Here is a 22,013-nt window from a genome sequence, read left to right as displayed (position 1 = left end):
GCCTAGGGAGTGTCAAGTGGGCGGGACGGGCGTCTCATTATTTGAACGCAATGGCGTATGAGCTAGCGGTTCGTGCCGCCGTGTCCCATGCGAACCGCTGTACCGCACCGGCAGCGCCCCGCCGACCAGCGCGGGTGGCTCGGACCGCGGTTCGGGCGCGCGCAGTTCAGTAAGCACCTCCGTACGCGCTGCAAGACGCGGCTCCGGGCGCGGCAGCGGATAGTCGCCCACGGTGAGCGCACGACGCAGCCGGTGCTCGTCCAGCGGCCCGCAGAAGACCGCTCCCTGGCTGTGGGTGCAACCCATGGCACGCAGCGCGGCAAGCTGCTCCGGCAAGTCCACACCTTCGGCTACGGCCTGGGTGCCCAGGTCGTTGGCGATGCGCAGCAGCCCGGCGGTGATCTTATAGAGCCTGGCCGATTCCAGTACGCCTTCGACCAGGCCGCGATCGAGTTTGACCACGTCGATGGGCAACCTGCGCAGGGCGTTGATCGTCGCGTAACCACTGCCCAACCCGTCCAGGGCAATGCGTACACCCAGTCGGCGCAACGCCATCAACCGGGGCTCCAGGTCATCGAGCGAGATACGCGGATCGCTTTCGAACAGCTCGATGATGAGGCTGCCGGATGGCAGGTTATGCCGGGCGAGTAGGGCCTCGATCGTCTTGGGCGGCATCGCCTTGTCCACCAACTGACTCGCGGGCAGCCGTACGGACACCGGGACCGAATGTCCTGCACGGCGCCGCCGCGCCGCCTGCTGGATGGCCTCCTCCAACGTCCAGCGGCTGAGCTCGGCGCTGCGCGCGGCATCCTCGCTGCCGCCCCGTCCGTCGCTACGGCCGGTGTCGGTGACCCGAAGGAACTCGGCGGGGGTGAACAGGATGCCTTGCGAGGAGCGCCAGCGCGGTTGTGCGGAGGCGGCGGTGATACGGCCGCTGTTGAGATCGACGATGGGCTGATGGAGCAGGACGAACTCGCCGTCCTTCAATGCCGTCCGTAACCGCGTCGCCCTCTCGGCCTTGCGTGCCACATCGGCCTGCATCTGCGGCGCGTACAGCTCGACCCGGTTCTTACCGGTGGACTTGGCGCGGTACATCGCCAGGTCGGCGTTGCGCATCAGATCGCCGGGGTTGATGCCTGGCTCGGCGAAGGCGACGCCGATACTGGCGGCCACACGCACCTCGGTGCCCTGCACGCGGTACGGGCGGGAAAGGGCGATACGCAGCCGCTCGGCGATGTCGTGCACCCGGTACTCGTGGGCGGCGCGGTCGGGTCCTCCGTCGCCCATGATGAGCGCGGCGAACTCGTCACCCCCGAGCCGAGCGGCGATGTCTCCGCAGCGCACCGACTCCTGAAGCCTGCGCGCGGCCTGCACCAGCAGTTCGTCGCCCGCTTGGTGGCCGACGGTGTCGTTGACCGCCTTGAAGCCGTCGAGGTCGATGTAGAGCACCGCGGTGCCCGCATCCGTACGCCGTCGCCCGCCGAGTGCCTGCCGCACCCGATGGGTGAACAGTGCCCGGTTGGGCAGGTCGGTCAGCGGGTCGTGCTCGGCGCTGTGTTGCAGCTGGGCCTGGAGCCTGACCCGCTCGGTGACATCGCGGCTGTTGAGGATGAGCCCGCCGTGGTGCCGGTTGATGGTGGACTCGACGTTCAGCCACTCGCCGCTGCCGGAGCGGAAGCGGCACTCGATGCGGGTGGTGGGCTCCTTGCTCGGTGGAGCGGCGAGGAACCTGCGCACCTCGTGCACCACCAGGCCCAAGTCCTCGGGGTGGATCAAGGACGCCAGCTCGGAGCCGGTCAGTTCGTCGGCGTCTCGCCCATAGACGCCGGAGGCCGCCGGGCTCACGTAGCGCAGTATGCCGGTGGGGGCGGCGATCATGATGACGTCGCTCGATCCCTGGACCAGGGAGCGGAAGTGGTTCTCCTTTTGCGCCAGTTCCTGGGTGAGGGTGATGTTGTCCATCAGCATGATGGCCTGTCGCACCACGAGCGCGAGCACCACGGTGCAGCCGGTGAAGAGTACGACCTGGTCCACGGCGCGGCCGTTGAGCACGTTGTAGGTGATCCCCAGGACGCAGATTGTGGCGGCCAGGTAGGGCGTGAGGGCCGTAAGCGAGCTTGAGATGGGTCGCCCGGCGGGTTGAGGCCGGCGCGGGCGGTCCCAATCCTGTCCGCAGCGGCTGGCCACCCAGGGCGCATAGGCCAGCAGCAGGGAGCCCGCGAACCAGCCCGCGTCCAGCAACTGGCCCGAGCTGTATTGCTGGCGCAGTAACGGGGAGGTGAACAGGGCGTCACACAGCACGGTCAGCGCGAGGGCGCCGATCGCTGTGTTGACCGCAGACCGGTTGGCCGAAGAGCGCCGGAAGTGCACCGCGAGGACGACGCTGACCAGAGCGATATCGAGCAGCGGGTAGGCCAGCGAGAGTGCGGTGCGTGCGACGCTCTCGCCGTCGAAGCGCGCCGTGTGCGCGAGCGCCAGGCTCCACGAGAGGGTCAGCAACGATCCGGCGATGAGCCAGGAATCGAGGCTCAGACACAGCCATCCGGCGCGGTTGACCGGACGCTTGGCGAGCACCAGCAGCCCCACGATGGCGGGTGGCGCGAAAAGGAGGAAACAGAAGTCGGCGAGCGATACGGAGGGCACCGGCTGGGCCAGCACCACCTCGTACCACCCCCACACGCCGTTGCCCGCCGCCGCCATCAGGGAGGAGGCCGCGAACAGCAGCCAAGCCGGCCGGGAGGGGCCGCAGCGCGTGCGCGCGTAGACAAAACACGAGATGGCCGCGGTGAGCGCGGCGGCGCAGAGCCCGAAGTCTCCCATGATCGTTGCCAGTTCGGGCGATCCCCAGCCGAATACTGAGCCCGCCGCGTAACCGCCGCACACCAAAGTCAGCAGAAGTTGGTGCACCATTCCGGCGCCACCGCCCGCCGCGCCCGGGCGGGTGAGCACCCCTGCCCAGGCGCTCACGATGCCACCGCCATCAGCTCGCGCCTCGCCTCGCCGCGGCTCGCGAAGCGGTGTGGTGGTTGACGCGTGAGCCGCGTCGGGTTGTTCATCCATTGGCCGTACATCGCCCGTCGCCCCCCTCGGTTCCTGTCCTTCACGCACGCCATGTGATACGTGGCGCGGGTCCCCGTTCCGGACGATACACCAGGTTGGTCACTCAGGGACATACCTCATCTACACAGCGTGACCAATAGCGGCATTGTCAGCACAGTCAGCAATCACGCGATTTCGCAGTGTGCCGGAAGTGTGGATTCCGGGTGTGGCTTCGGTGCGTTTCAGCCAGCCGTGATGACCACATTGCGCAGCGGATCTCCGGCTGCGAATCGGTGCAGTTGGTCTCGGAGCAGTCGCTTGACGCGTGGCATGAAGGCTGAGGAGGGACCACCCACGTGCGGGGTGATGAGGACTCCTGGAGCGTGCCACAACGGGTGACCCACCGGCAGCGGTTCAGGGTCAGTGACATCGAGCGCGGCGCACAACCGCCCCGTTGTGACCTCGGCGAGCAGGGCGTCGGTGTCCACGATCGCACCGCGGGCCACGTTCACCAGCAGCGCACCGTCCTTCATCCGCCCCAGGAAACCGCCGTTGACCAGGGACCGAGTGGCCGACGTGAGCGGCAGGGCCAACATCACCACGTCCGCATCGGGCAGCAGATCGGGCAGGGCGGCGAGTGGATGCACGGGCCCGCGCTCGGACTCGCGGGCGGAGCGCGCGACGCGCGCCACCCGCGCACACTCAAAGGGTGTGAGCCGGTCTTCGATGGCCGCGCCGATCGCACCGTATCCGACAATCAACACGGAACGGTCGGCAAGCGCTGGCCGGAAACCGGTGTTCCAACGCTCGGCATCCTGGTCACGAACGAACCCCGGGATGTCACGCAGCGCAGCCAGCGTGAGGGCCAGGGCGAGCTCGGCTGTGCTCGCATCGTGCACGCCCCGCGCATTGCACAGCTGCGCGCCGGACGGCAGCGTAGGCAGGCTGGCCTCCAGGTAGTCGATGCCCGCGGTGAGCGTCTGTAGGACGCGTACGTTCGGCATCTGGAGCAAGGGGCGCACGACGGGGTCCGCACCCTTCATATAGGGAACGCCATAGAACACACAGCGGGCCGGGTCCGTCGGATAGTCCTGCTCCGCGTCCCAGAAGGCGTACTCCAGGCTCTGCGGCAGGCCGTCGATCTCATCGGGGGGCACGGGCAGCCACACCAAAGGGCGGGCGGATTCGCTGTCGTATGCAGGCATGACTGGAGGCTATGCGAAAGGCGCCGGCACGCAGACGTTACGTTGGGGGCTTGGGAACGGGAGGGGTTCGGGCAGGTGGAGCGCAGGACAATTGGCGCGGGGGCGCTGTCGGTGGGCGCGATCGGCCTCGGCTGCATGCCCATGAGCTGGGCGTACAGCAGCTCCCAGCAGAGCGGTGACGGCTCGTTGCGCACCGTGCACGCCGCGCTCGACCAAGGCGTCAGCCTCCTGGACACCGCCGATATGTATGGGCCGTTCACCAATGAACTGCTCATCGGCCGAGTGCTCAAGGAACGACGGGCAACCGCCTTCGTCTCCACCAAGTGCGGGCTGCTCGTCGGCGAACAGCACATCGTCGCCAACGGCCGTCCCGGCTATGTGAAGCGAGCCTGTGACGCCTCACTGCGGCGGTTGCAGACCGACCGGATAGACCTCTACCAACTACACCGCGCCGACCCCGAGGTTCCTATCGAGGAGACCTGGGGGGCCATGGCAGAGCTGGTTGCGGCGGGAAAGGTGCGGTCATTGGGCCTGTGCGCCGTAGGGGCGCGTGGCCAACTGCGACGCGCCGGAGCACGCGCGGGCGCGCCGGCATCGGCCCGGCTTCACGATGCGACCATCCGCCAGCTTGAGCGGGTCCAGCAGGTATTTCCGGTGAGTTGTGTACAGGCCGAGCTGTCGGTGTGGTCACCAGAGGCGCTGGAAACTCTCGTGCCGTGGTGTGCCTCGCGCGGCGTCGGCTTCCTCGCGGCCATGCCGCTGGGGAATGGTTTCCTCAGCGGCACGCTGACTCCTGGCCAGGGTTTTGAGCCCGATGACATACGAGCCCGGCATCCGCGCTTCACGGCAGAAATGATGGCCGCCAACCAGCCGATCGTCGCGGGCCTGCGCAGGGTGGCGCAGCGCCACGAGGCCACGGCGGCTCAGGTGGCGCTGGCCTGGTTGCTCACGCGCGGACGGCACGTGGTGCCGATTCCCGGGGCGAAGAAAGAACGTTGGGTCACGGAGAACGCGCGGGCTCAGCGACTCTCCCTCACCGAGGACGACCTGGCGGAAATCGCCGCCCTACCGCCCGCCCGCGGTTCCTGGGACTGACACGTCGGCGGGCGCCCCGCCCCAAGCCTCCGCGCGCACCGCCTGACGAGAACTCGCGCCGGCGCACGGCGGCCACAGGGAGGTCGGCAGGTAGCGCGACGTACGTTTCTGCTGATGCTTGGCCATGCGGCGGTGCGGTGCTGTGAGGCGGTGCGGGGCGCCTGACCGAGCACGGGGCACGGCCCAACGAGGCACGGAGCACGGAGGCCTGACGGGGCACGGGGCACGGGGCACGGAGCCATGGGGCCCCAGGAAATACGACGGGGCGCGGGTTTCGGGTGGCGGGGTGGAGGAGGCGGCTTGAGGTTTGAGGTGGGGGAGGTTGGCGCGCCCTGATTCTCGTGCCTCACGGTGTATAAGAAACCAGTGCCGTAGCCAGGCATGTCATACCCGTGCCTGCCCCAGTGGCCGATGCCGGCCAGTGGCTCATACTCAGTGAGAGGAATCCGCCGTGCAACGCACCGGTGCCACCGCCTTGTTCGCCGCGGCCACGCTGCTGTTCGTATCCGGCTGCTCGGACGACGGCGGCGGCAACGGGCCGCGGATCGGGCCGCGGGCCCCGTCGAAATCCGGTACCAACTCGGGCTCGCCATCGGCCAGCGCCCCCTCCTCCTCCACCTCCTCCTCCGCAGCGCCCAAGAAGGGCACCGCCAAGGTGGTCGCCACGGTGGCGCAGAAGCTGAACACGCCGTGGGGTCTCGTCGAGTTGTCCGACGGCGATCTCCTGGTCGCCTCGCGCGACACCGGAAAGGTGTTCCGGGTGGGCGCGGACGATGGCAAGAAGACCGAACTCGGTGCGGTGGCCGGCGCCTCACCTCGTGGGGAGGGTGGCCTTCTCGGCCTCGCCGTCTCCCCCACCTTTGGCGCGGATCGCATGGTCTACGCGTACTTCACGACCGAGTCGGACAACCGTGTCGCCCGCATGATGTACGACGAGAAGCGGCCTGCGGGGCAGCAGTTGGGCGCGCCGGACACGATCCTCAAGGGCATCCCCAAGGGCACCGTCCACAACGGCGGGCGGATCGCCTTCGGCCCGGACAAGATGCTGTACGTGGGCACGGGTGAGAGCGGGGACCGCGGGCTCGCCCAGGACAAGGAGTCGCTCGGGGGCAAGATCCTGCGCATGACACCAGACGGACAGCCGGCGGACGGCAATCCCTCGGCCGATTCGGTCGTCTACTCCTACGGACACCGCAATGTGCAGGGCCTGGCGTGGGACAAGAACAAGCGGCTGTGGGCCTCGGAGTTCGGCCAGGACACCTGGGACGAACTGAACTTGATCAAGCCGGACGGCAACTACGGCTGGCCCGAGGTCGAGGGCAAGGGAGAGGAGGACGAGTTCACGGCACAAGGTCTCGTTGCCCCGGTGGAGCAGTGGAAGACCGCTGACGCCTCACCCAGCGGTATCGCCATCGTGAACGGCTCTGTGTGGATGGCCGCGCTGGGCGGCGAGCGCCTATGGCGCATCCCGCTGAATGGCACCCGGCCGGCGGGCACACCGCAGGAGTTCTTCGTCGGTAAGTACGGCCGGCTTCGCACCGTAGAGGCCGCCGACGACGGCACCCTGCTGGTGACCACGAGCAATACGGATGGACGAGGCGACCCAGGCAGCCAGGACGACCGCATCCTCCGGCTGAAGGTGACCTGACGCCTCGCCGGTGCCATGCGTCAGTGGTGTGCGCGAGTGCCTTCCGTTGTTGCCGCTGCCGCTGCCGCCCCGTACGCCGGCGTGGGCGATGGCCGGTCGGGGCGAGATTGCTACGCCGACTCGGCTGGGGTCACCAGGCGCAGTCGGTGGGCCAGGGCAGCGGCTTCGCCCCGCCCCGAGACCTCCAGCTTGGCCAAGATGTTGGAGACGTGAACGCTCGCCGTCTTCGGGGAGATGAACAGCTCCCCGGCTATCTGGCGGTTGCTCCGACCAACGGCCACCAGGCGCAGCACATCGCGCTCGCGCGGCGTCAGCCGGAAGACCTCGGCCGGGTCAGGGGCGCTCGGCTCCATGTCGGTCAGGGCATCGCCGACGCCCTGGTGCACGTTCGCATGTGCCGTTCGCCGCCCGGGCCGTTTGCCTCCGTCTGCCGCGCCCGGCACTCGGGGCACGGCGGGCGCGGGAGGCCCGCCGCCACGCTCCGAGGAGGCGCCCGGTGTGGTGGCCGCACGGCCAGTCGGCCCGCGCGGTGAGTCGCCCGCGGTGATCGCCCGGCGCCCTGTGGCACCTGTGACGGCACCGGTCGCGTCCGGCCGGCCGGCGCCGGGGCGCGCTGGGAAGGTGAGCCGGGCGCGGGCGGCGAGCAGGGTGATGCCCTCCCGCAGCGGGTACGCACCGAGCCGATCGGCCGTGTCGAACGCGCGCGCCAGCAGCGCCGCGGCGTGTTCGCGTGCCGTGCCGGCGACGGCGGGTTCGGCGGCGGGGGTGGCGTCCCGCAGGAAGACGGCGCCCGCACCGGACGAACTTCCCCGGGCCGGCTCCGTCGCGTACGGGGCGCCCAAGCCCGGGGGCCGCTCCGAAGCGGGGAGGTCGCACACGCTCGCCGTGCAGCCCACACCCCCGGCGGCGTCCTCGGTGGCCACCGGCGGCGTGTCGCCCGCAGTGAGGCGGGCCTCGGCCCAGCGGTAGCGGGCCAGTGCGAGTTGGTAGGGGCGCTCCAGCGGCTCGAATGCGGCGGCGACCTCGCTCCAGTGCGCAGGCGTGTCGCGGCCCTCGGCACGGAGCACTTCGGCGGCGACCATGAGGGCGAACGCTCGCCATACAGGAACCGGTTGCGGCAGCCGCTTCGCGGCCGTGTGGATACGGCGTAGCGCCACTGCCCTGCCGGGCTCCGCGGCGGGTAGGCCGCGCGCATCGGCCTCCGCCGTGGCCGCCGTGAGCAGCAACTGCCATACGTATCGCTGGGTGCCGATTGGTATTCCGGCCTCCAGGGTCTCTTCCAAGAGGGCGCGGGCCCGCAGGATGTCGCCGTTGTGCGCGGCCAGCGCGATGCCGTGCCGGGCCAACGTGATCGTGTACTGCGGCTGTGGGGCGTGGCTGCCGAAAAACTCGCGTGCGGCGGCAAGTTGCTCGTGCGCCGTCTGCCAGTCGCCGCGGTCGAGCGCTAGTTGCGTACGCCGGCTGGCGGCCGTACCGCGCGGCTTGGAGCCCTGCGCGAACCGCTCCGTGGCCGCCACGGCCTCCAGCGCCTCGTCCCAGCGGCCCAGGGATATCAGCGATTCGGCCATGTTGCCGAACGTCCAGCCCTTGGTGTCCACGAGTCCGAAGCCCTTGGCCGTACGCACCCCTTCGCGTGCCGCCTCAATCGCCTCTGCGGACCTGCCGACACCCTCAAAGGCCGAGGAGAGATTGACATGACAGCGGGCAATGACGCTGATGTGGCCGCCGGCCACGCCCCGTGCGGCGGCGTCGGCCATCTCGGCCAGGCCACCGTCCACATTGCCGGAGTCGATCATCAGGCCGCCGAGTGTCACCCGAGCGTGCAACTCCAGCTCCTCGGCACCGACCAACCGGGCGAGTTCCACGGCCCGCTCGGCGGTGACGAAGTTATCGGGCCCAGGCTCGTGCACAGCGAGCCAACCCGCCGCCGCGGCGAGCACGTCCGCGTGCACCACCGAAGGCGGTAGCCCGCGCACCAGTTCCTGAGCTCGGCTGAGTTCCGCCCAGCCGTTGCCACGCGCCAATCCCTCCATGATTTTTGAGCGCTGGGTCCAAAACCACGCGGCCCGCAACGGGTCTTGGCTCTCGTCGATCATGCGCAGCGCGCGCTTGGTGATGGCCAACGCTCGCTCCCGCTGCCCGGACAGGTGGGCGGCCATCACCACCTCGGCGAGCAGGTCCATCAGGCGTAGCGCGTCGTCATCGCATGCACCGCAGGCCGGGTAGGCGCCTGCCTCGTCCATCGGCCGCTGCGCCGTCCTGACGTCCTGCGGCGTGTCCTCCCACAGCTCCATGGCCCGTTCGAGGAGTCGCAACTGCTCGGCGTAGGCGTGGCGGCGACGGGCCTTGACGGAGGCAGCGAGGACGGCGGGCAGGGCCTTGGCCGGATCGTGTGCGTGGTACCAGTAACTGGCCAACCGCGCCTCGTACTCGTCGTCCCGTACGAGCCCGGGGTCGGCCTCAAGCGCGGTGGCGTACCGCCGGTTGAGGCGCGTGCGCTCGCCGGGCAGCAGGTCGTCGGTGACGGCCTCGCGGACCAGGGCATGCCGGAAGCGGTAGCCGTTGTCGTCGTCCGTTGGCAGCAGGATGTTGGCCCCGACAGCGCCACGCAGCGCCTCGATGAGATCGTCCTCGCTGAGCCTGGCGACGGCGGCGAGCAGCCCGTGCTCCACACGTGATCCGCCCTCCGCCACGATGCGGATCGTCCGCTGGGTGTCCTCGGGCAGCGCCTCAACGCGCACCAGCAGGAGATCGCGCAGCGTTTCGCTGAGCCCGGACTGGCAACCGTCGTGGATGCTGTGCGTGATTTCCTCAACGAAGAAGGCGTTGCCGTCAGTGCGTTGAAAGACCCGGTCCACCAGGTGCCGGTCGGGCTCGGTTCCGTAGATGCCGGCGATCTGCGCGCGCACCTCGGCGCGGTTGAAGCGCGCCAGTTCGATGCGGGGCACGGTGCGCATGCGGTCGATCTCGGCGAGGAAGGGACGTAGCGGGTGGCGGCGGTGAATGTCGTCGGAGCGGTAGGTGGCGACGATGACCAGCCGCGCGTGCTGCACGGAACGAAAGAGGTAGCTGAGGAGCTCGCGGGTGGAACGATCGGCCCAGTGCAGGTCTTCGATGGTGATCACGAGCGTGCGCTCGGCGGCGAGGCGCTCAAGGAGCCGGGCGGTCAGCTCGAAGAGGCGGGCCCTGCCGTCCTCGTCCCGCGATTCGGGGGCGGTCTCCCCCAACTCGGGCAGCAGGCGGGCCAACTCGCCCTCCTGCCCCGCGGCGGCCTGATCGAGCTCGTCCCCAAGCCGCCGCCGCAAGGCGCGCAGTACGGTGGAAACCGGCGCAAACGGGAGCCCGTCCACGCCGATCTCTACGCACCCACCCAGTGCCGTGACCGCTCCCGAGGCACATGCCGCGGTCAGGAACTCCTCGACGAGCCGCGTCTTGCCCACCCCAGCCTCGCCACCGATGAGCAACGCCTGGGGTTCTTGAGCCGTGGCGCGGACGAGCGCACCGGTGAGCTCGGTCAGCTCCTCGGTGCGGCCGATGAATACCGGACTGATGGACGTGGTCTGCACAGAGCTGAGCATCGCACAGGCGTCTGACAACGCATCGGCGATTTTGGCGGGTGCGGGGGGTGCGAGTGATGCGGGGGCGGGTGGTGATGGGGTGAGTGGTGCTGGCGCCGCACGAGGCACGGAGCGAAGGTGCGCGCTCGGCACCGACTGGGGGTGTGTACGGGCCACGGAATGGGACTGCGCCGATTCGGGGTCGGGGGCGGGCTTCGCGCGGGGGGCGAGGGTCGGCTTCTCCCCAAGTGCGGGGTGCGGCTGAGTATCGGGCACGGATGGCCTCCGGTTAGTGGCCTCCGATAGGGGCGAGGGGCCGAGTTCGCGGCGGTATCGGGGCGGCTCACCTGTCATGGAGTGCGGGAGCCCTCCGGGCGGCGGTGGGACGGGCGGCGGCTGGCGGATGGCCTGCGGTCAGCGGGGCGGGCGGGTGACTGGTGCGGGCACGGGGCGAGTGCCGGACGCCTGCCTGCGGGTCAGAGGCTGAGTGCGGGGCGAGACCTATGAGCAGGGGCTAGCTCGGGTGCGGAACGGGGAGCTGCTGGGCGCAAGGGGCGTGGCTCCGCACGAAGTACGGAGCACGGGGCACGGGGCACGGGGCACGGAGCACGGAGCGGAGGCCACGGAGCACGGGGCACGGGGCACGGGGCACGGAGCGGAGGCCACGGAGCACGGAGCCAGATCGCACACAGGGCACGGGGCACGGAGCCGGCACTCGCCCGCCCAGTGCGCGACAGGAAGCCTCGAACCGTCGGCACGCATCAGGGCTCTCCTGGCCAGGGCGGGAGTAGGCGGGCAGGGGACGTGGGGTGCCCCGTACGAAGCCGTGGGGTGAGTTGGCTTCGTACGGGGCGACGGGGCGACGGGGCGAGCTTCGGGTCAAGGGGCCCCGTCAGGCGGTGGCGCGGCGCGGCCGGGCCGCGCGGCGGCCTTTGGGTGGACTCACCCGCCCCTCCGCTTCGCCGCCGCCGGATCGCCGGGCGGTAGCGCGGCCCCGGGTGGCCTCGCGGGCCCGGCGGTCGGCAGTAGCCTCGTGGATCAGCTCGTCCTGGCGGAGCTGGTGCAGTTCGTAGTGGAACATCGGGAACTCCCGGGGTGAGGTGGGTGCTGGGGCAGTGCCGAACGCGGGCCTTTCGGTCCGTTACCGGCGCCTGTCTGGTGTGCTTCCACCTTCGCGGTCCGCAGGGGGGTGCCGCATCGGGAAGGTGCCTAATATCGGCGCGCCAGGGGGCCTTAGACCACGCGGGGTGCGCTGATCGGCGGGGCCTGAGCCGCCTTAGAAGCGACTTAGGACGGCTTAGGTGGGCGGCGCGGGGCCGACGTTGGTGTGCAGGCGCTCGTCTGGGGCGCGCTGGCCTACGGGGCCGCCGATTTCACGCTCCGTAGCAGATACGAGGCGCCCTCGTGCTCCCTATGCGCCCCTGAGCACAACCTTCACATCAGGGCAGCGCCCTACCCCCCTCGGCCCGTTGGCCGTCCCGAGCGGGCTTCGCACCTCGTGGGCCACATCGAGGGCCACATCGAGGGCAGACCCGCGTCCTGTGTGGGGCCGGCGGACCCACGCCCCGCGCGGGTGGGCAGGCCTCCGTATGCAGTACAGGCGGGCGTATTCAGTACAGGCGGGCCGGCCCCGGCCGAGCCGCGGGGCTGGACGGGGCCGCCGCCCCGTGCTCCGTGCGTGGCGCGCCCCACAACGCGAGCTCCCGGGACGGGGACGCCGGCGCGGCGCTCCGCTCCGGCGGTTCGATGCTGATGCGTGGCAGCCAGCGGTCCAGCCAGGCCGGGAGCCACCAGTTCGCGCTGCCCAGCAGATGCATGAGGGCGGGGACGAGGAGGGTGCGCAGCAAAAAGGCGTCCAAGGCAACGGCGACGGCCAGCCCGATGCCGAACATGGCGATGATGCGGTCACCGCTGAGGACGAAGGCCGCAAAGACGGCGATCATGATGACGGCGGCCGAGTTGATGACGCGGCTGGTCTCGGCGAGGCCGACGCGTACGGCACGGCAGTTGTCGCGCGTCTTCAACCACTCCTCGTACATCCGGCTGACCAGGAACACCTGATAGTCCATGGACAGACCGAAGAGCACGGAAATCATGATCACGGGCAGGAAGGGTGCGATCGGGCCCGCGCTGCCCAGGCCCAGGAGTTCGCTCCCCCAGCCCCATTGGAAGACGGCGACGACGACGCCGAAGGAGGAGGCGACGGCGGCGATGTTCATGGCCGCCGCCTTCAACGGGATGCCGACGCTACGGAAGGCCAGGAGCAGCAGCAGACAGCCGAGGCCGACCACGACGCCCACGAACAGCGGCAGTTTGCCGACGATGACGTCCGCGAAGTCGTCGTAGCCGGCGGTGAGGCCCCCCACGTATACCGCGAGCGAGGTACCGCGTTCGGCGCGCGGAATCACCTCGGTGCGCAGCCGGTTGACCAGGTCACTGGTCTGCTGGGATTGCGGCGACGTCTCGGGAACGACGGTGATCACGCCGATGTCGCCCCTGCTGTGCGTCGCTGAGCCCTCGATGTTCGCGCCCTCGGTGTTCGCGCCTTGTACGGAGGCGACGCCATCGGTGTGTCGGAGGGTGTCTACCAAGCGGTCGAGCGCAACCCGGTCGTCGGCCCCGTCGATATGGGCGACGAGCGTGAGGGGCCCGTTGACGCCGGGCCCGAAGCCGCCTCCCGTACCCTCGGCGCCTGCCGCCCCAGCCGAGCCGCCACCGGCCCTGCCACCCAAGTCGTCACCGACCAAGCCATCACCGCCCGCCCCGCCTCCTGGCCCGCTGTCGTCCGCACCGCTGCCCGCGAGCAGGTCGTAAGCCTGTCGTGTGGTCGATGACGCGGGGTGGCTGCTCTCGTCGGAGGTACCCAGATGGAGGGCGAACGTCGGTAGCGCGAGGACGAGCATGACGGCGGCAGCCGCGCCGCCGAGGAGTCGGGGGTGCCGCTCGACGAACCCCGACCAGCGAGCGGCAAGCCCTGTGGGCTCATCGGGCCGGCTCCCGCCTGCGGCGAGACGGCGCCGTTCGCGGCGGCTGAGCGCCCGCATCCCGATGACCCCCAGGAGAGCGGGCAGCAGCGTGATGGAGGCGGCGACGGTGAGTACCACGGTGAGCGATGCCGCGATCGCGACACCGTTGAGGAAGTCCAGTCGCAGGACGAGCATGCCGAGCAGGGCGACGCAGACGGTGCCGCCGGCAAAAGCGACGGCGCGCCCCGTGGTAGCCACTGCGCACTCGGCCGCCGCGCGCACCGGCAGCCCGGCGCGAAGGCCCTTGCGATGCCGGGTGACGATGAACAGCGCGTAGTCGATGCCGACGCCAAGACCGATCAGCATGCCCAGCATGGGCGCGAAGTCGGCGACCGTCATGACATGACCGAGCAGCGTGATGCCCATGGTGGCGGTGCCCACCGCCACGACGGCCGTGATGATCGGCAGCAGGCTGGCGGCGAGCGAGCCGAAGGCGACGAAGAGCACCACTGCGGCAACCGCGATGCCGATCAGTTCGCTGAGGTGGGTGCCGGACTTCTCGGTGAGTGCGATGGCGCTGCCGCCGGCCTCGACCCGCAACCCCTCGCCCTCGGCGTCCTTGGCCGTGTCCACGACAGCACGCACCTGGCTCACCGGCAGGTCACCGGCGGGCCGCTCGAAGGCGACGATGGCGTACGCGGTGCGTCCGTCCGGACTGATCTGGCGGGCGCCGTCCGCTCCCTCGTACGGGCTGCCTACGGAGGCCACACCGGGCAGGTCCTCGATTTTGTCGAGGGTGGCGGTCATCCGCGCTTCGACGGTGGCGGAGCGAACGGGTTCGCCGCCCTGCCCGGCGTGCCAGACAATGCGGCTGCTGTCGCCGTCTTGTCCGGGGAAAGCCTTTTCCACCAGGGCCGCGGCCCTCGCCGACTCGGTGCCAGGCACGTCGTAGTCGTTGGAGTACGCGGTGCCGGCTACCGCGGCGGCCGAGGCGAAGCCCGCAAGGACGGCCAGCCACAGCACGATGACGACGAGGCGGCGCTCAAGGCACCACCGGGCGAGTGCGGCCATGCAGTGCTACATCGCTTCCGGGTCTGGGCATCGCTCATCGCCGGAGGGAGCCGGGGATGCCGAGCGCGCGTGAAGTACGGGCGGGGCGGTGACCCGCCGCCTGCCGACGAAGGAGCGGCGGGTCCTGCCCAGCACTCTGGCACCCCAAAGAGATCCTTTGACCGCTTTGTGGGTTTCCCCACAGATCATCCCGGATTTACGATTCAGGCGGTTGTCCCGGGACCCCGATGTCTTCAACGGGGCCCCAGGGCGAAGGTTCAACCCGTTATCGACTCCGCACCGTTTTCGATGTGGCCCATCAAGCGGCGGCGGAAGGAGGGGTCCTCCGCGGCGGTGAGGGACAGGTCGTACCAGCCGTGCGCACCGCTGGTCGCGAACGGCACGGTGCGAGCGCGGCCCGCGGCGATGGTGACGGTACGCGGCGTCGCCTTCGAGTAGGCCAACGGCTTCAGGGTGAAGGTCAGCGGTGTGTCGCCGCGGTTTTCGATGGTGAGATGCAGTTCGCGCCGCCAGACGTCGATGCGGCTGCGTAGTTCGGTGGCCGCTGCCGCGCCGCGCGCCGTACCGGCGAACTCGCGGCGGAAGCCGCCTGGCCCGGTGAGCGTGAAGCGGTACGCGCCGCCCTTGACGGGCACGTCCCAGCGCTCGTCCCTCCCGGGACGCCCCCAGCCGTGCCCGTGCCCGCTACGGGCCCCGTACTCCGTACCTGCATCCGTAATCGTGTCTACGTCTACGTCTACGTCTACACCTACGTCTACGGCTGCGCCGGTGGTGGTGCCGGCTCCGTGCGCCGTGGTGGCGGCGTACGCACCGTGGCCGTGGCGGCCCGTGCCGCGCACGTCGCGGTGTTGCGGCGTCTCGTACTCATCGGCGTACGGGTAGAGCGTCAGATGCGCGCTGGAGGCGCCGACGTTGCGCAGTGCGAGCCGGAACACACTCGCGCCCGCGTCGAGGCGCCCATCCGCATCCGGCCCGTACGGCAGTGCACGGGCGGGCCTTGCGCCCTGTTCCTGCCGCGGCAGCCGCTGGTCGGACGGCGGGCGGGGCCGCCAGCGCCCGCCAAAGGGCGGGATCGGACCCGGCTGCTCCACATCGGGCAGCCTGCGGCGCCGCGAGAAGTCGAACGCGGAGGTGAGATCGCCACAGACGGTGCGGCGCCAATCGCTGATGTTGGGCTCGCGAACGCCGAGCCACCGCTCAAGGAACCGGGTGATGGAGGTGTGATCGAAGACCTCCGAGCAGGCGTAACCGCCAACCGTCCACGGCGAGATCACCAGCATCGGCACCCGGATACCGAGGCCGACCGGCTTGCCCTGCCAAAACTCGCCCTCCGTCCCCGCGGGCGGCACCGGCGGCGGTACGTGGTCGTAAAAGCCGTCGTTCTCGTCGTAGGTGAGGAAGAGCGCGGTGTGGCGCCATACGTCGGGGTTCTTGCCGAGCGCGTCGAGCACCTTGTAGACGATGGTGGCGCTGGCGATCGGGGACGAGGAACCGGGGTGCTCGGAGTCGGCGGCCGACGGCACGATGTAGGAGACCTTCGGCAGCGTGCCCGCGGCGACGTCGGCGGCGAACGCGGTGGCCGTCGTGCCAGGCTCACCGCGCCGCAGCGCACGCTCGAACAAGCTGCGCTCGCCCGCACTCAGCGCCTTCACGCCCACATCGAGCAGCCCCTGGAGGCGCCGCCGCTCCGTTGCGTCTGCGCCGGCGACCTTGTCGTAGAAGGCGGTCATGTTCTGTACGCCGCCGACCGTGGCGAGGGCCTTCTTCGCAACGGCCTTGAAGCTCGCGTAGAACTCCAGGTTGTTGTCGGTGAAGTTGTCCCACTCCTGGTAGACCTGCCAGGAAAGCCCAGCCTTCTCCAGGCGCTCCGCATAGGTGGTCCAGGTGTAGCCGGTGTGCCTGTCCTCGCTGTACGCATCGTTGCCGACCGCGCGCGCACCGCCCGGCTCGAAGCCGGTCCAGCCGCTGACGAGGTGGTTGCGGTTGGGGCTGGTGGAGGAGTGGATGGAGGAGTGGTACGCGTCGCAGATGGTGAAGGTGTCAGCCAACTCGTAGTGGAGCGGGACATCTGCGCGGTCGTAGTACGCCATGGTCGCGGCCGTTTTCGCGGTGACCCAGTTGTCCATCCAGCCGCCGTTCCACGCCTTCGCGCCGCCTTGCCAGCTGTGGTCCAGATCCCCGATGTACTGGAGCTCCTTCTGCTGCGCCGCAGCGGCGGCGCGCACGCCGAACGGCAGCACGGTGCCGACGCCGAGTGCGCCGGGTTGCTCGAAGACGCTCTTGCCGCTGGGCAGTTCGATGGCGTTACGGTCGCCGAAGCCGCGCACACCGCGCAGCATGCCGAAGTAGTGATCAAAGGAACGGTTTTCCTGCATCAGCACCACCACGTGCCGGATGTCCTTCAGACCACGCCCGCCGCGCTGGTGGGCCGACTGGCTGGCCAGCGCCTGCTGGAGCGAGGGCGGCAGCAGGGAACCCGCCGCGGCAAGCCCCGCCCCGCCCGCCCCAAGTGCCAGCGCCTGCCTGCGAGATATCTCCGATGCCACGCTCTTCCTCCCGATCGACCACTAATGGTCCTATGCCACACCATTGGAACCTACGGTGGGGACCGTAGTGCAGTCGCGTGGCGAACGATAGGTGACGAGATGGCATATTTGTGAACAGAGGCGCAGCGCAGCCCTCGCCGCGGAGACGGGCCACCGCGGAGTCAAGCACCTGACGCGAGCGCATGGTTGAGCGAGGGCCGCGCCAGGTGCACTCCCCGGGGTCCGCGCCGGGCGCCCCGGTGCCCCGTGGGTTCCTCGGGACACTTGGCGCCGTACGTTCCGTGGGTTCGCGGCACGCTTGGCCCCGCGCCCCGTGGGTTCGCGGCACGCTTGGCTCCGTGCTCCGTGCTCCGTGCTCCGTGCTCCGCGAGTTTGCGGCACGCTTGGCCCTGTGCCCCGTGCCCCGTGCCCCGTGCCCCGCACACCGCCGCCGCCCATGTGACGCCCGCCCTGGCACAGCGCGGCAACAATACGTCCCTGATCACCAGCGGCATTCCGTAGCCAACACCGCAGTGCGTCAGCCTCTCCTCCGGCAAGGCCGGCGTCCGGACGCTGGTGTCGCTGCTGGAGCAGGAGTACGGGCCCGCTGGCGGCCCGCACCCCATCCGGAATGCCGCGACTCCCCAGGCCCGGGGTTGTCAGTGCTGGATGATACAGATAACCCCCGTATTTTCACTGCTAGTTGATGGCGAGGTAGTGGGCGCCATTTCCGATTCGCTTCTTTCCAAGGGATATCCACCTTTGGTCACGCGGGGGAACGCATCGGCCCTTGGCACCCGCTGTGGAAGCCGAAGGAGGACGAGGAGTGCCGGGACGTCGGCTACGGCGGCGCCGCGGGCCGCGACACCGAGGCGACATTCGAGGCCGGCGGCCAGACCCATTATGCGCGGGGCCGCCTGTATCTCGGCGTAAAACTCATTAGCGAACCCGACGACCCGGCCAAGAAGAACGGTCCGCTAGCGATGGTCATGGGGACGAAGTGAACGAAGTGACGGGCCTGACGGCAACGGGCTGACGGCAACGGGGCTAACGGCAACGGGTGCTGCCACTGACCGACGACGCGGCCCGTACGAGGCACCTGGGCGCGATGACCGGCTGACGGGCCACAACAGTCGGGGCAGCGGCCCCAACAGCCGGTGCCGCGCCGCGCACGCCAAGACCGCGCACGCCAAGACCGCCCATGCCGGGACCACGCGCCGCGCCGGCGTGCGCCGATGGGCAGGTCCCAACGCCAGCGGCGGGCCCCCGGTAAGAGGACCCGCCGCATCAACTTGTGGCCGACCCGAGCCTGGCGGCCCGGCACAGCCGGTTCAACCGAAGGCGTCGGGCCGCTGCGCCCCGACGCCACTCCTGTGCGCCGCGCGCGTACGCCGCGACGCACCGGGCCATCGGCCCGCACCCGGTCTGCGGTGCGCGCCAGGGCCGTGGCCCGACGGGGTCATTCCGCTGCGCCGAGCCGCTCCAGGATCAGCTCGCGCACCCGGGCCGCGTCCGCCTGGCCGCGAGTGGCCTTCATGACCGCGCCGACCAGGGCGCCCGCGGCGGCAACCTTGCCGCCACGGATCTTGTCCGCGATGGCCGCGTTGGCGGCGATGGCCTCGTCCACTGCGGTGCCGAGCGCGCCCTCGTCGGACACGATCTTCAGACCGCGCTTGTCCACGACCGTGTCCGGGTCACCCTCGCCCGCGAGAACGCCCTCGATGACCTGGCGGGCCAGCTTGTCATTGAGCCCGCCATCGGCGACCAACTCGGCTACCCGTGCGACCTGGGTCGGCGTGATGGGCAGCGCGGTGGGGTCGATGCTCTCCTCATTGGCGCGCCGAGCCAGCTCGCCCATCCACCACTTACGGGCCGACGCCGCGTCGGCGCCCGCCTCGATGGTGGCGGTGATCAGGTCGATGACGCCCGCGTTGAGGACGGACTGCATCTCGTGCTCCGAGATGCCCCACTCCTCCCGCAGCCGCTTGCGGCGCAGCCGCGGCAACTCCGGCAGTCCCGCCCGCAGCTCCTCGACCCAGTCTCGGGCCGGGGCGACGGGCACCAGGTCGGGCTCGGGGAAGTACCGGTAGTCCTCGGCCTCCTCCTTGATCCGGCCCGCGGTGGTGGAACCGTCCTCCTCGTGGAAGTGGCGGGTCTCCTGGATGATCGTGCCGCCGCTGCCGAGGACGGCCGCATGCCGCTGGATCTCGTAGCGCGCGGCCCGTTCGACGGAGCGCAGGGAGTTGACGTTCTTCGTCTCGGAGCGGGTGCCGAACTTCTCGACGCCGTTCAGCCGCAGCGACAGGTTGACGTCGCAGCGCATCTGGCCCATTTCCATCCGGGCCTCGGAGACGCCCAGCGCCTTGATCAGTTCCCGCAGCTCGGCGACGTACGCCTTGGCGACCTCCGGTGCGCGCTCCCCGGCCCCGACGATCGGCTTGGTGACGATCTCGATGAGGGGGATGCCCGCACGGTTGTAGTCCAGGAGGGAGTGCGAGGCGCCGTGGATGCGGCCGGTGGCGCCGCCCACATGCGTGGACTTGCCGGTGTCCTCCTCCATGTGGGCGCGCTCGATATCGACCCGGAAGATCTCCCCGTCCTCCAGTTGGACGTCCAGATAGCCGTTGAAGGCGATCGGCTCGTCGTACTGCGAGGTCTGGAAGTTCTTCGGCATATCCGGATAGAAGTAGTTCTTCCGGGCGAAGCGGCACCATTCGGCGATCTCGCAGTGCAGCGCGAGGCCGATCTTGATGGCGGACTCGACGCCGATCGCGTTCATCACCGGAAGCGCCCCGGGTAGGCCGAGGCAGGTGGGGCAGGTCTGCGAGTTTGGCTCGGCGCCCAGGGCGGTCGAGCATCCGCAGAACATTTTGGTCTTGGTGCCGAGTTCCACATGCACCTCAAGCCCCATCACGGGGTCGTAGGTGGCCAGCGCGTCCTCGTAGGACACCAGTTCAGTGACGGTCACGGAAAACTAACCCTCTCAGCCCAGCAAAACATCGTCGTCGCCGAGCCGCTTGAGCTCACGGAAGAGCAGAGCGACACCGGTGGCGATGGCCGCGGCCGACACGACAGCGTCTACGAGTTGCAGCGTGTCGTTGTCGTAGCGGGCCTTCTTGCCCTGCTTGATGACGCTGACCGCGCCGAACAGGGTGGTGCCGATGGAAAGGTAGAGACCGGGCTTGGACTTCTTGAACCCCTTGGCCTTCTCAAGCTTGCCACTCACAGGCTGCTCCTCTTCGCTTCCCCGCCCGCAGGGTGCAGCGGGGTGGATGTCGTAGTCGGGTGCGACCCGACGGCCGTACGCGCGACGCGCATGGAGGCGGCGCTCACGGAGACGGCGTCCATGGGCTGGGCACTCATGCAGGCGTGCCCAGGAACGGCGATCACGGGAACGGCGATCACAGGGACGGTGCCTCCTCAAGCAGTCGGTGGCCCCAGCGGGCGATGAACGCGGCCTCGACAGCCGCGCCTACCCGGTAGAGCCGGTCGTCAGCCATGGCAGGGGCGATGATCTGTAGCCCCACCGGAAGGCCGTCCTCGGGCGCCAGGCCGCACGGCAGTGACATCGCCGCGTTCCCGGCCAGGTTGGACGGGATGGTGCACAGATCGGCAAGGTACATCGCCATCGGGTCGTCCGCGCGCTCACCGATCGGAAACGCGGTGGTCGGCGTCGTCGGCGAGATCAACACATCCACGGACTCGAACGCCTTCTCGAAGTCGCGCGTGATGAGCGTACGAACCTTCTGTGCCGAGCCGTAGTACGCGTCGTAGTAGCCGGAGGACAGCGCGTACGTACCGAGCATGATCCGCCGCTTGACCTCGTCGCCGAAGCCCGCCTCACGGCTCAGCGCGGTGACATCCTCGGCGGAGCGCGTACCGTCGTCGCCGACCCGCAGCCCGTAGCGCATGGCGTCGAAGCGGGCCAGGTTGGAGGAGCACTCGGACGGCGCGATCAGGTAGTACGCGGCGAGTGCCAGGTCGAAGGACGGGCAGGAGATCTCAACGATCTCGGCACCGATCTCGCGCAGCAGCTCCACGGACTCGTTGAACCGCTGCATCACGCCGGCCTGGTAGCCCTCGCCGCCGAACTCCTTGACGACACCCACGCGCAGACCCGCCACGTTGCCGTTGCGCGCCGCTTCGACCACCGATGGCACCGGCGCGTCGATGGAGGTGGAGTCGAGGGGGTCGTACCCGGCGATGGCCTCGTGCAACAGGGCCGCGTCAAGGACGGTACGGGCGCAGGGGCCACCCTGGTCGAGCGAGGAGGAGAAGGCGACCATGCCGTATCGCGAGACGCCACCGTAGGTCGGCTTCACGCCAACGGTGCCGGTGACGGCGGCCGGCTGGCGGATCGAACCGCCGGTGTCGGTGCCGATCGCCAACACGGCCTGGTACGAGGCGAGGGCGGCTGACGAGCCGCCGCCGGAACCACCGGGGATGCGGGTCAGGTCCCACGGGTTACCGGTCGGGCCGTACGCGCTGTTCTCGGTGGAGGAGCCCATCGCGAACTCGTCCATGTTGGTCTTGCCGAGGATGATCACGTCGGCGGCCTTCAACCGCTGGGTGAGCGTCGCATCGTACGGCGGAATCCAACCCTCAAGGAGTTTGGAGCCCACGGTGGTCGGCACGCCCTTGGTGGTGAAGATGTCCTTCAGCGCCAGCGGTACGCCCGCGAGCGGGCCCAGCTTCTCGCCTCGGGCGCGCTTGTCGTCCACGGCGCGGGCCTGCGCCAAGGCACCCTCGCGGTCCACATGCAAGAAGGCGTGCACCTTCTCGTCAACAGCGGCGATCCGGGCCAGATGGGCCTCGGTCACCTGCACGGCGGTCACCTCGCCTGAGGCGATCTTGGCGGCGGTCTCGGCCGCCGTGAGCTTGATCAAATCGGTGGTACCCGTCACGAC

The 22,013-nt window shown here is 69.7% G+C and carries 11 protein-coding genes; 2 read left to right on the top strand and 9 right to left on the bottom strand.

The genetic code is table 11. From position 1 onward, the window contains the following. Positions 1-12: 12 nt before the first annotated feature. Positions 13-2,910, bottom strand: a complete 2,898-nt coding sequence (locus tag FHS42_RS14255; RefSeq protein WP_246494788.1) for a putative bifunctional diguanylate cyclase/phosphodiesterase — start codon at positions 2,908-2,910, stop codon at positions 13-15. A gap of 371 nt (positions 2,911-3,281) precedes the next feature. Continuing rightward, the gene (locus FHS42_RS14250) at positions 3,282-4,244 is read right to left on the bottom strand and encodes a 2-hydroxyacid dehydrogenase (RefSeq protein WP_184572564.1); all 963 of its coding nucleotides are present in this window, start codon (positions 4,242-4,244) and stop codon (positions 3,282-3,284) included. A gap of 75 nt (positions 4,245-4,319) precedes the next feature. Between FHS42_RS14250 and FHS42_RS14245 the strand changes: the two genes are divergently transcribed. Both FHS42_RS14245 and FHS42_RS14240 read left to right on the top strand, forming a co-directional pair. Then, positions 4,320-5,339 (top strand): aldo/keto reductase, encoded by a 1,020-nt coding sequence (locus FHS42_RS14245; RefSeq protein WP_184572563.1) that lies wholly within the window; start codon positions 4,320-4,322, stop codon positions 5,337-5,339. A 451-nt stretch (positions 5,340-5,790) separates the two neighbouring features. Continuing rightward, positions 5,791-6,987, top strand: a complete 1,197-nt coding sequence (locus FHS42_RS14240; protein ID WP_184572562.1) for a PQQ-dependent sugar dehydrogenase — start codon at positions 5,791-5,793, stop codon at positions 6,985-6,987. A gap of 110 nt (positions 6,988-7,097) precedes the next feature. Here FHS42_RS14240 and FHS42_RS14230 read toward each other — a convergent pair whose 3' ends face one another. The 7 genes from FHS42_RS14230 to gatA form a co-directional block, all read right to left on the bottom strand. Then, a complete protein-coding gene (locus FHS42_RS14230) occupies positions 7,098-10,565 on the bottom strand; it encodes an AAA family ATPase (protein ID WP_246494726.1) in 3,468 nt (1,155 codons plus the stop codon). Positions 10,566-11,436: 871 nt separating this feature from the next. Continuing rightward, positions 11,437-11,625 carry a hypothetical protein gene (locus FHS42_RS14225; RefSeq protein WP_184572561.1) on the bottom strand — a complete coding sequence of 63 codons (189 nt, stop codon included), beginning with the start codon at positions 11,623-11,625 and terminating at the stop codon, positions 11,437-11,439. A gap of 529 nt (positions 11,626-12,154) precedes the next feature. Further along, positions 12,155-14,581 carry an MMPL family transporter gene (locus tag FHS42_RS14220; protein ID WP_184572560.1) on the bottom strand — a complete coding sequence of 809 codons (2,427 nt, stop codon included), beginning with the start codon at positions 14,579-14,581 and terminating at the stop codon, positions 12,155-12,157. Positions 14,582-14,838: 257 nt separating this feature from the next. Next, positions 14,839-17,127 carry a phosphocholine-specific phospholipase C gene (locus FHS42_RS14215; RefSeq protein WP_312866867.1) on the bottom strand — a complete coding sequence of 763 codons (2,289 nt, stop codon included), beginning with the start codon at positions 17,125-17,127 and terminating at the stop codon, positions 14,839-14,841. Positions 17,128-18,565: 1,438 nt separating this feature from the next. Further along, complete coding sequence (gene gatB, locus FHS42_RS14210) at positions 18,566-20,074, bottom strand: Asp-tRNA(Asn)/Glu-tRNA(Gln) amidotransferase subunit GatB (protein WP_184572559.1); 1,509 nt, start codon at positions 20,072-20,074, stop codon at positions 18,566-18,568. A gap of 15 nt (positions 20,075-20,089) precedes the next feature. Further along, positions 20,090-20,332, bottom strand: a complete 243-nt coding sequence (locus FHS42_RS14205; RefSeq protein ID WP_184572558.1) for a hypothetical protein — start codon at positions 20,330-20,332, stop codon at positions 20,090-20,092. A gap of 175 nt (positions 20,333-20,507) precedes the next feature. Then, entirely contained in the window at positions 20,508-22,010 is a 1,503-nt protein-coding gene (gene gatA, locus FHS42_RS14200) for an Asp-tRNA(Asn)/Glu-tRNA(Gln) amidotransferase subunit GatA (RefSeq protein ID WP_184572557.1), read from the bottom strand. Positions 22,011-22,013: the final 3 nt, after the last annotated feature.

The organism is Streptomyces zagrosensis (assembly GCF_014203645.1).
GTDB classification, from domain to species: Bacteria; Actinomycetota; Actinomycetes; order Streptomycetales; family Streptomycetaceae; genus Streptomyces; species Streptomyces zagrosensis.
Note: the sequence above shows the minus strand (reverse complement) of the source record. Positions and strands in the feature narration are given on the sequence as shown.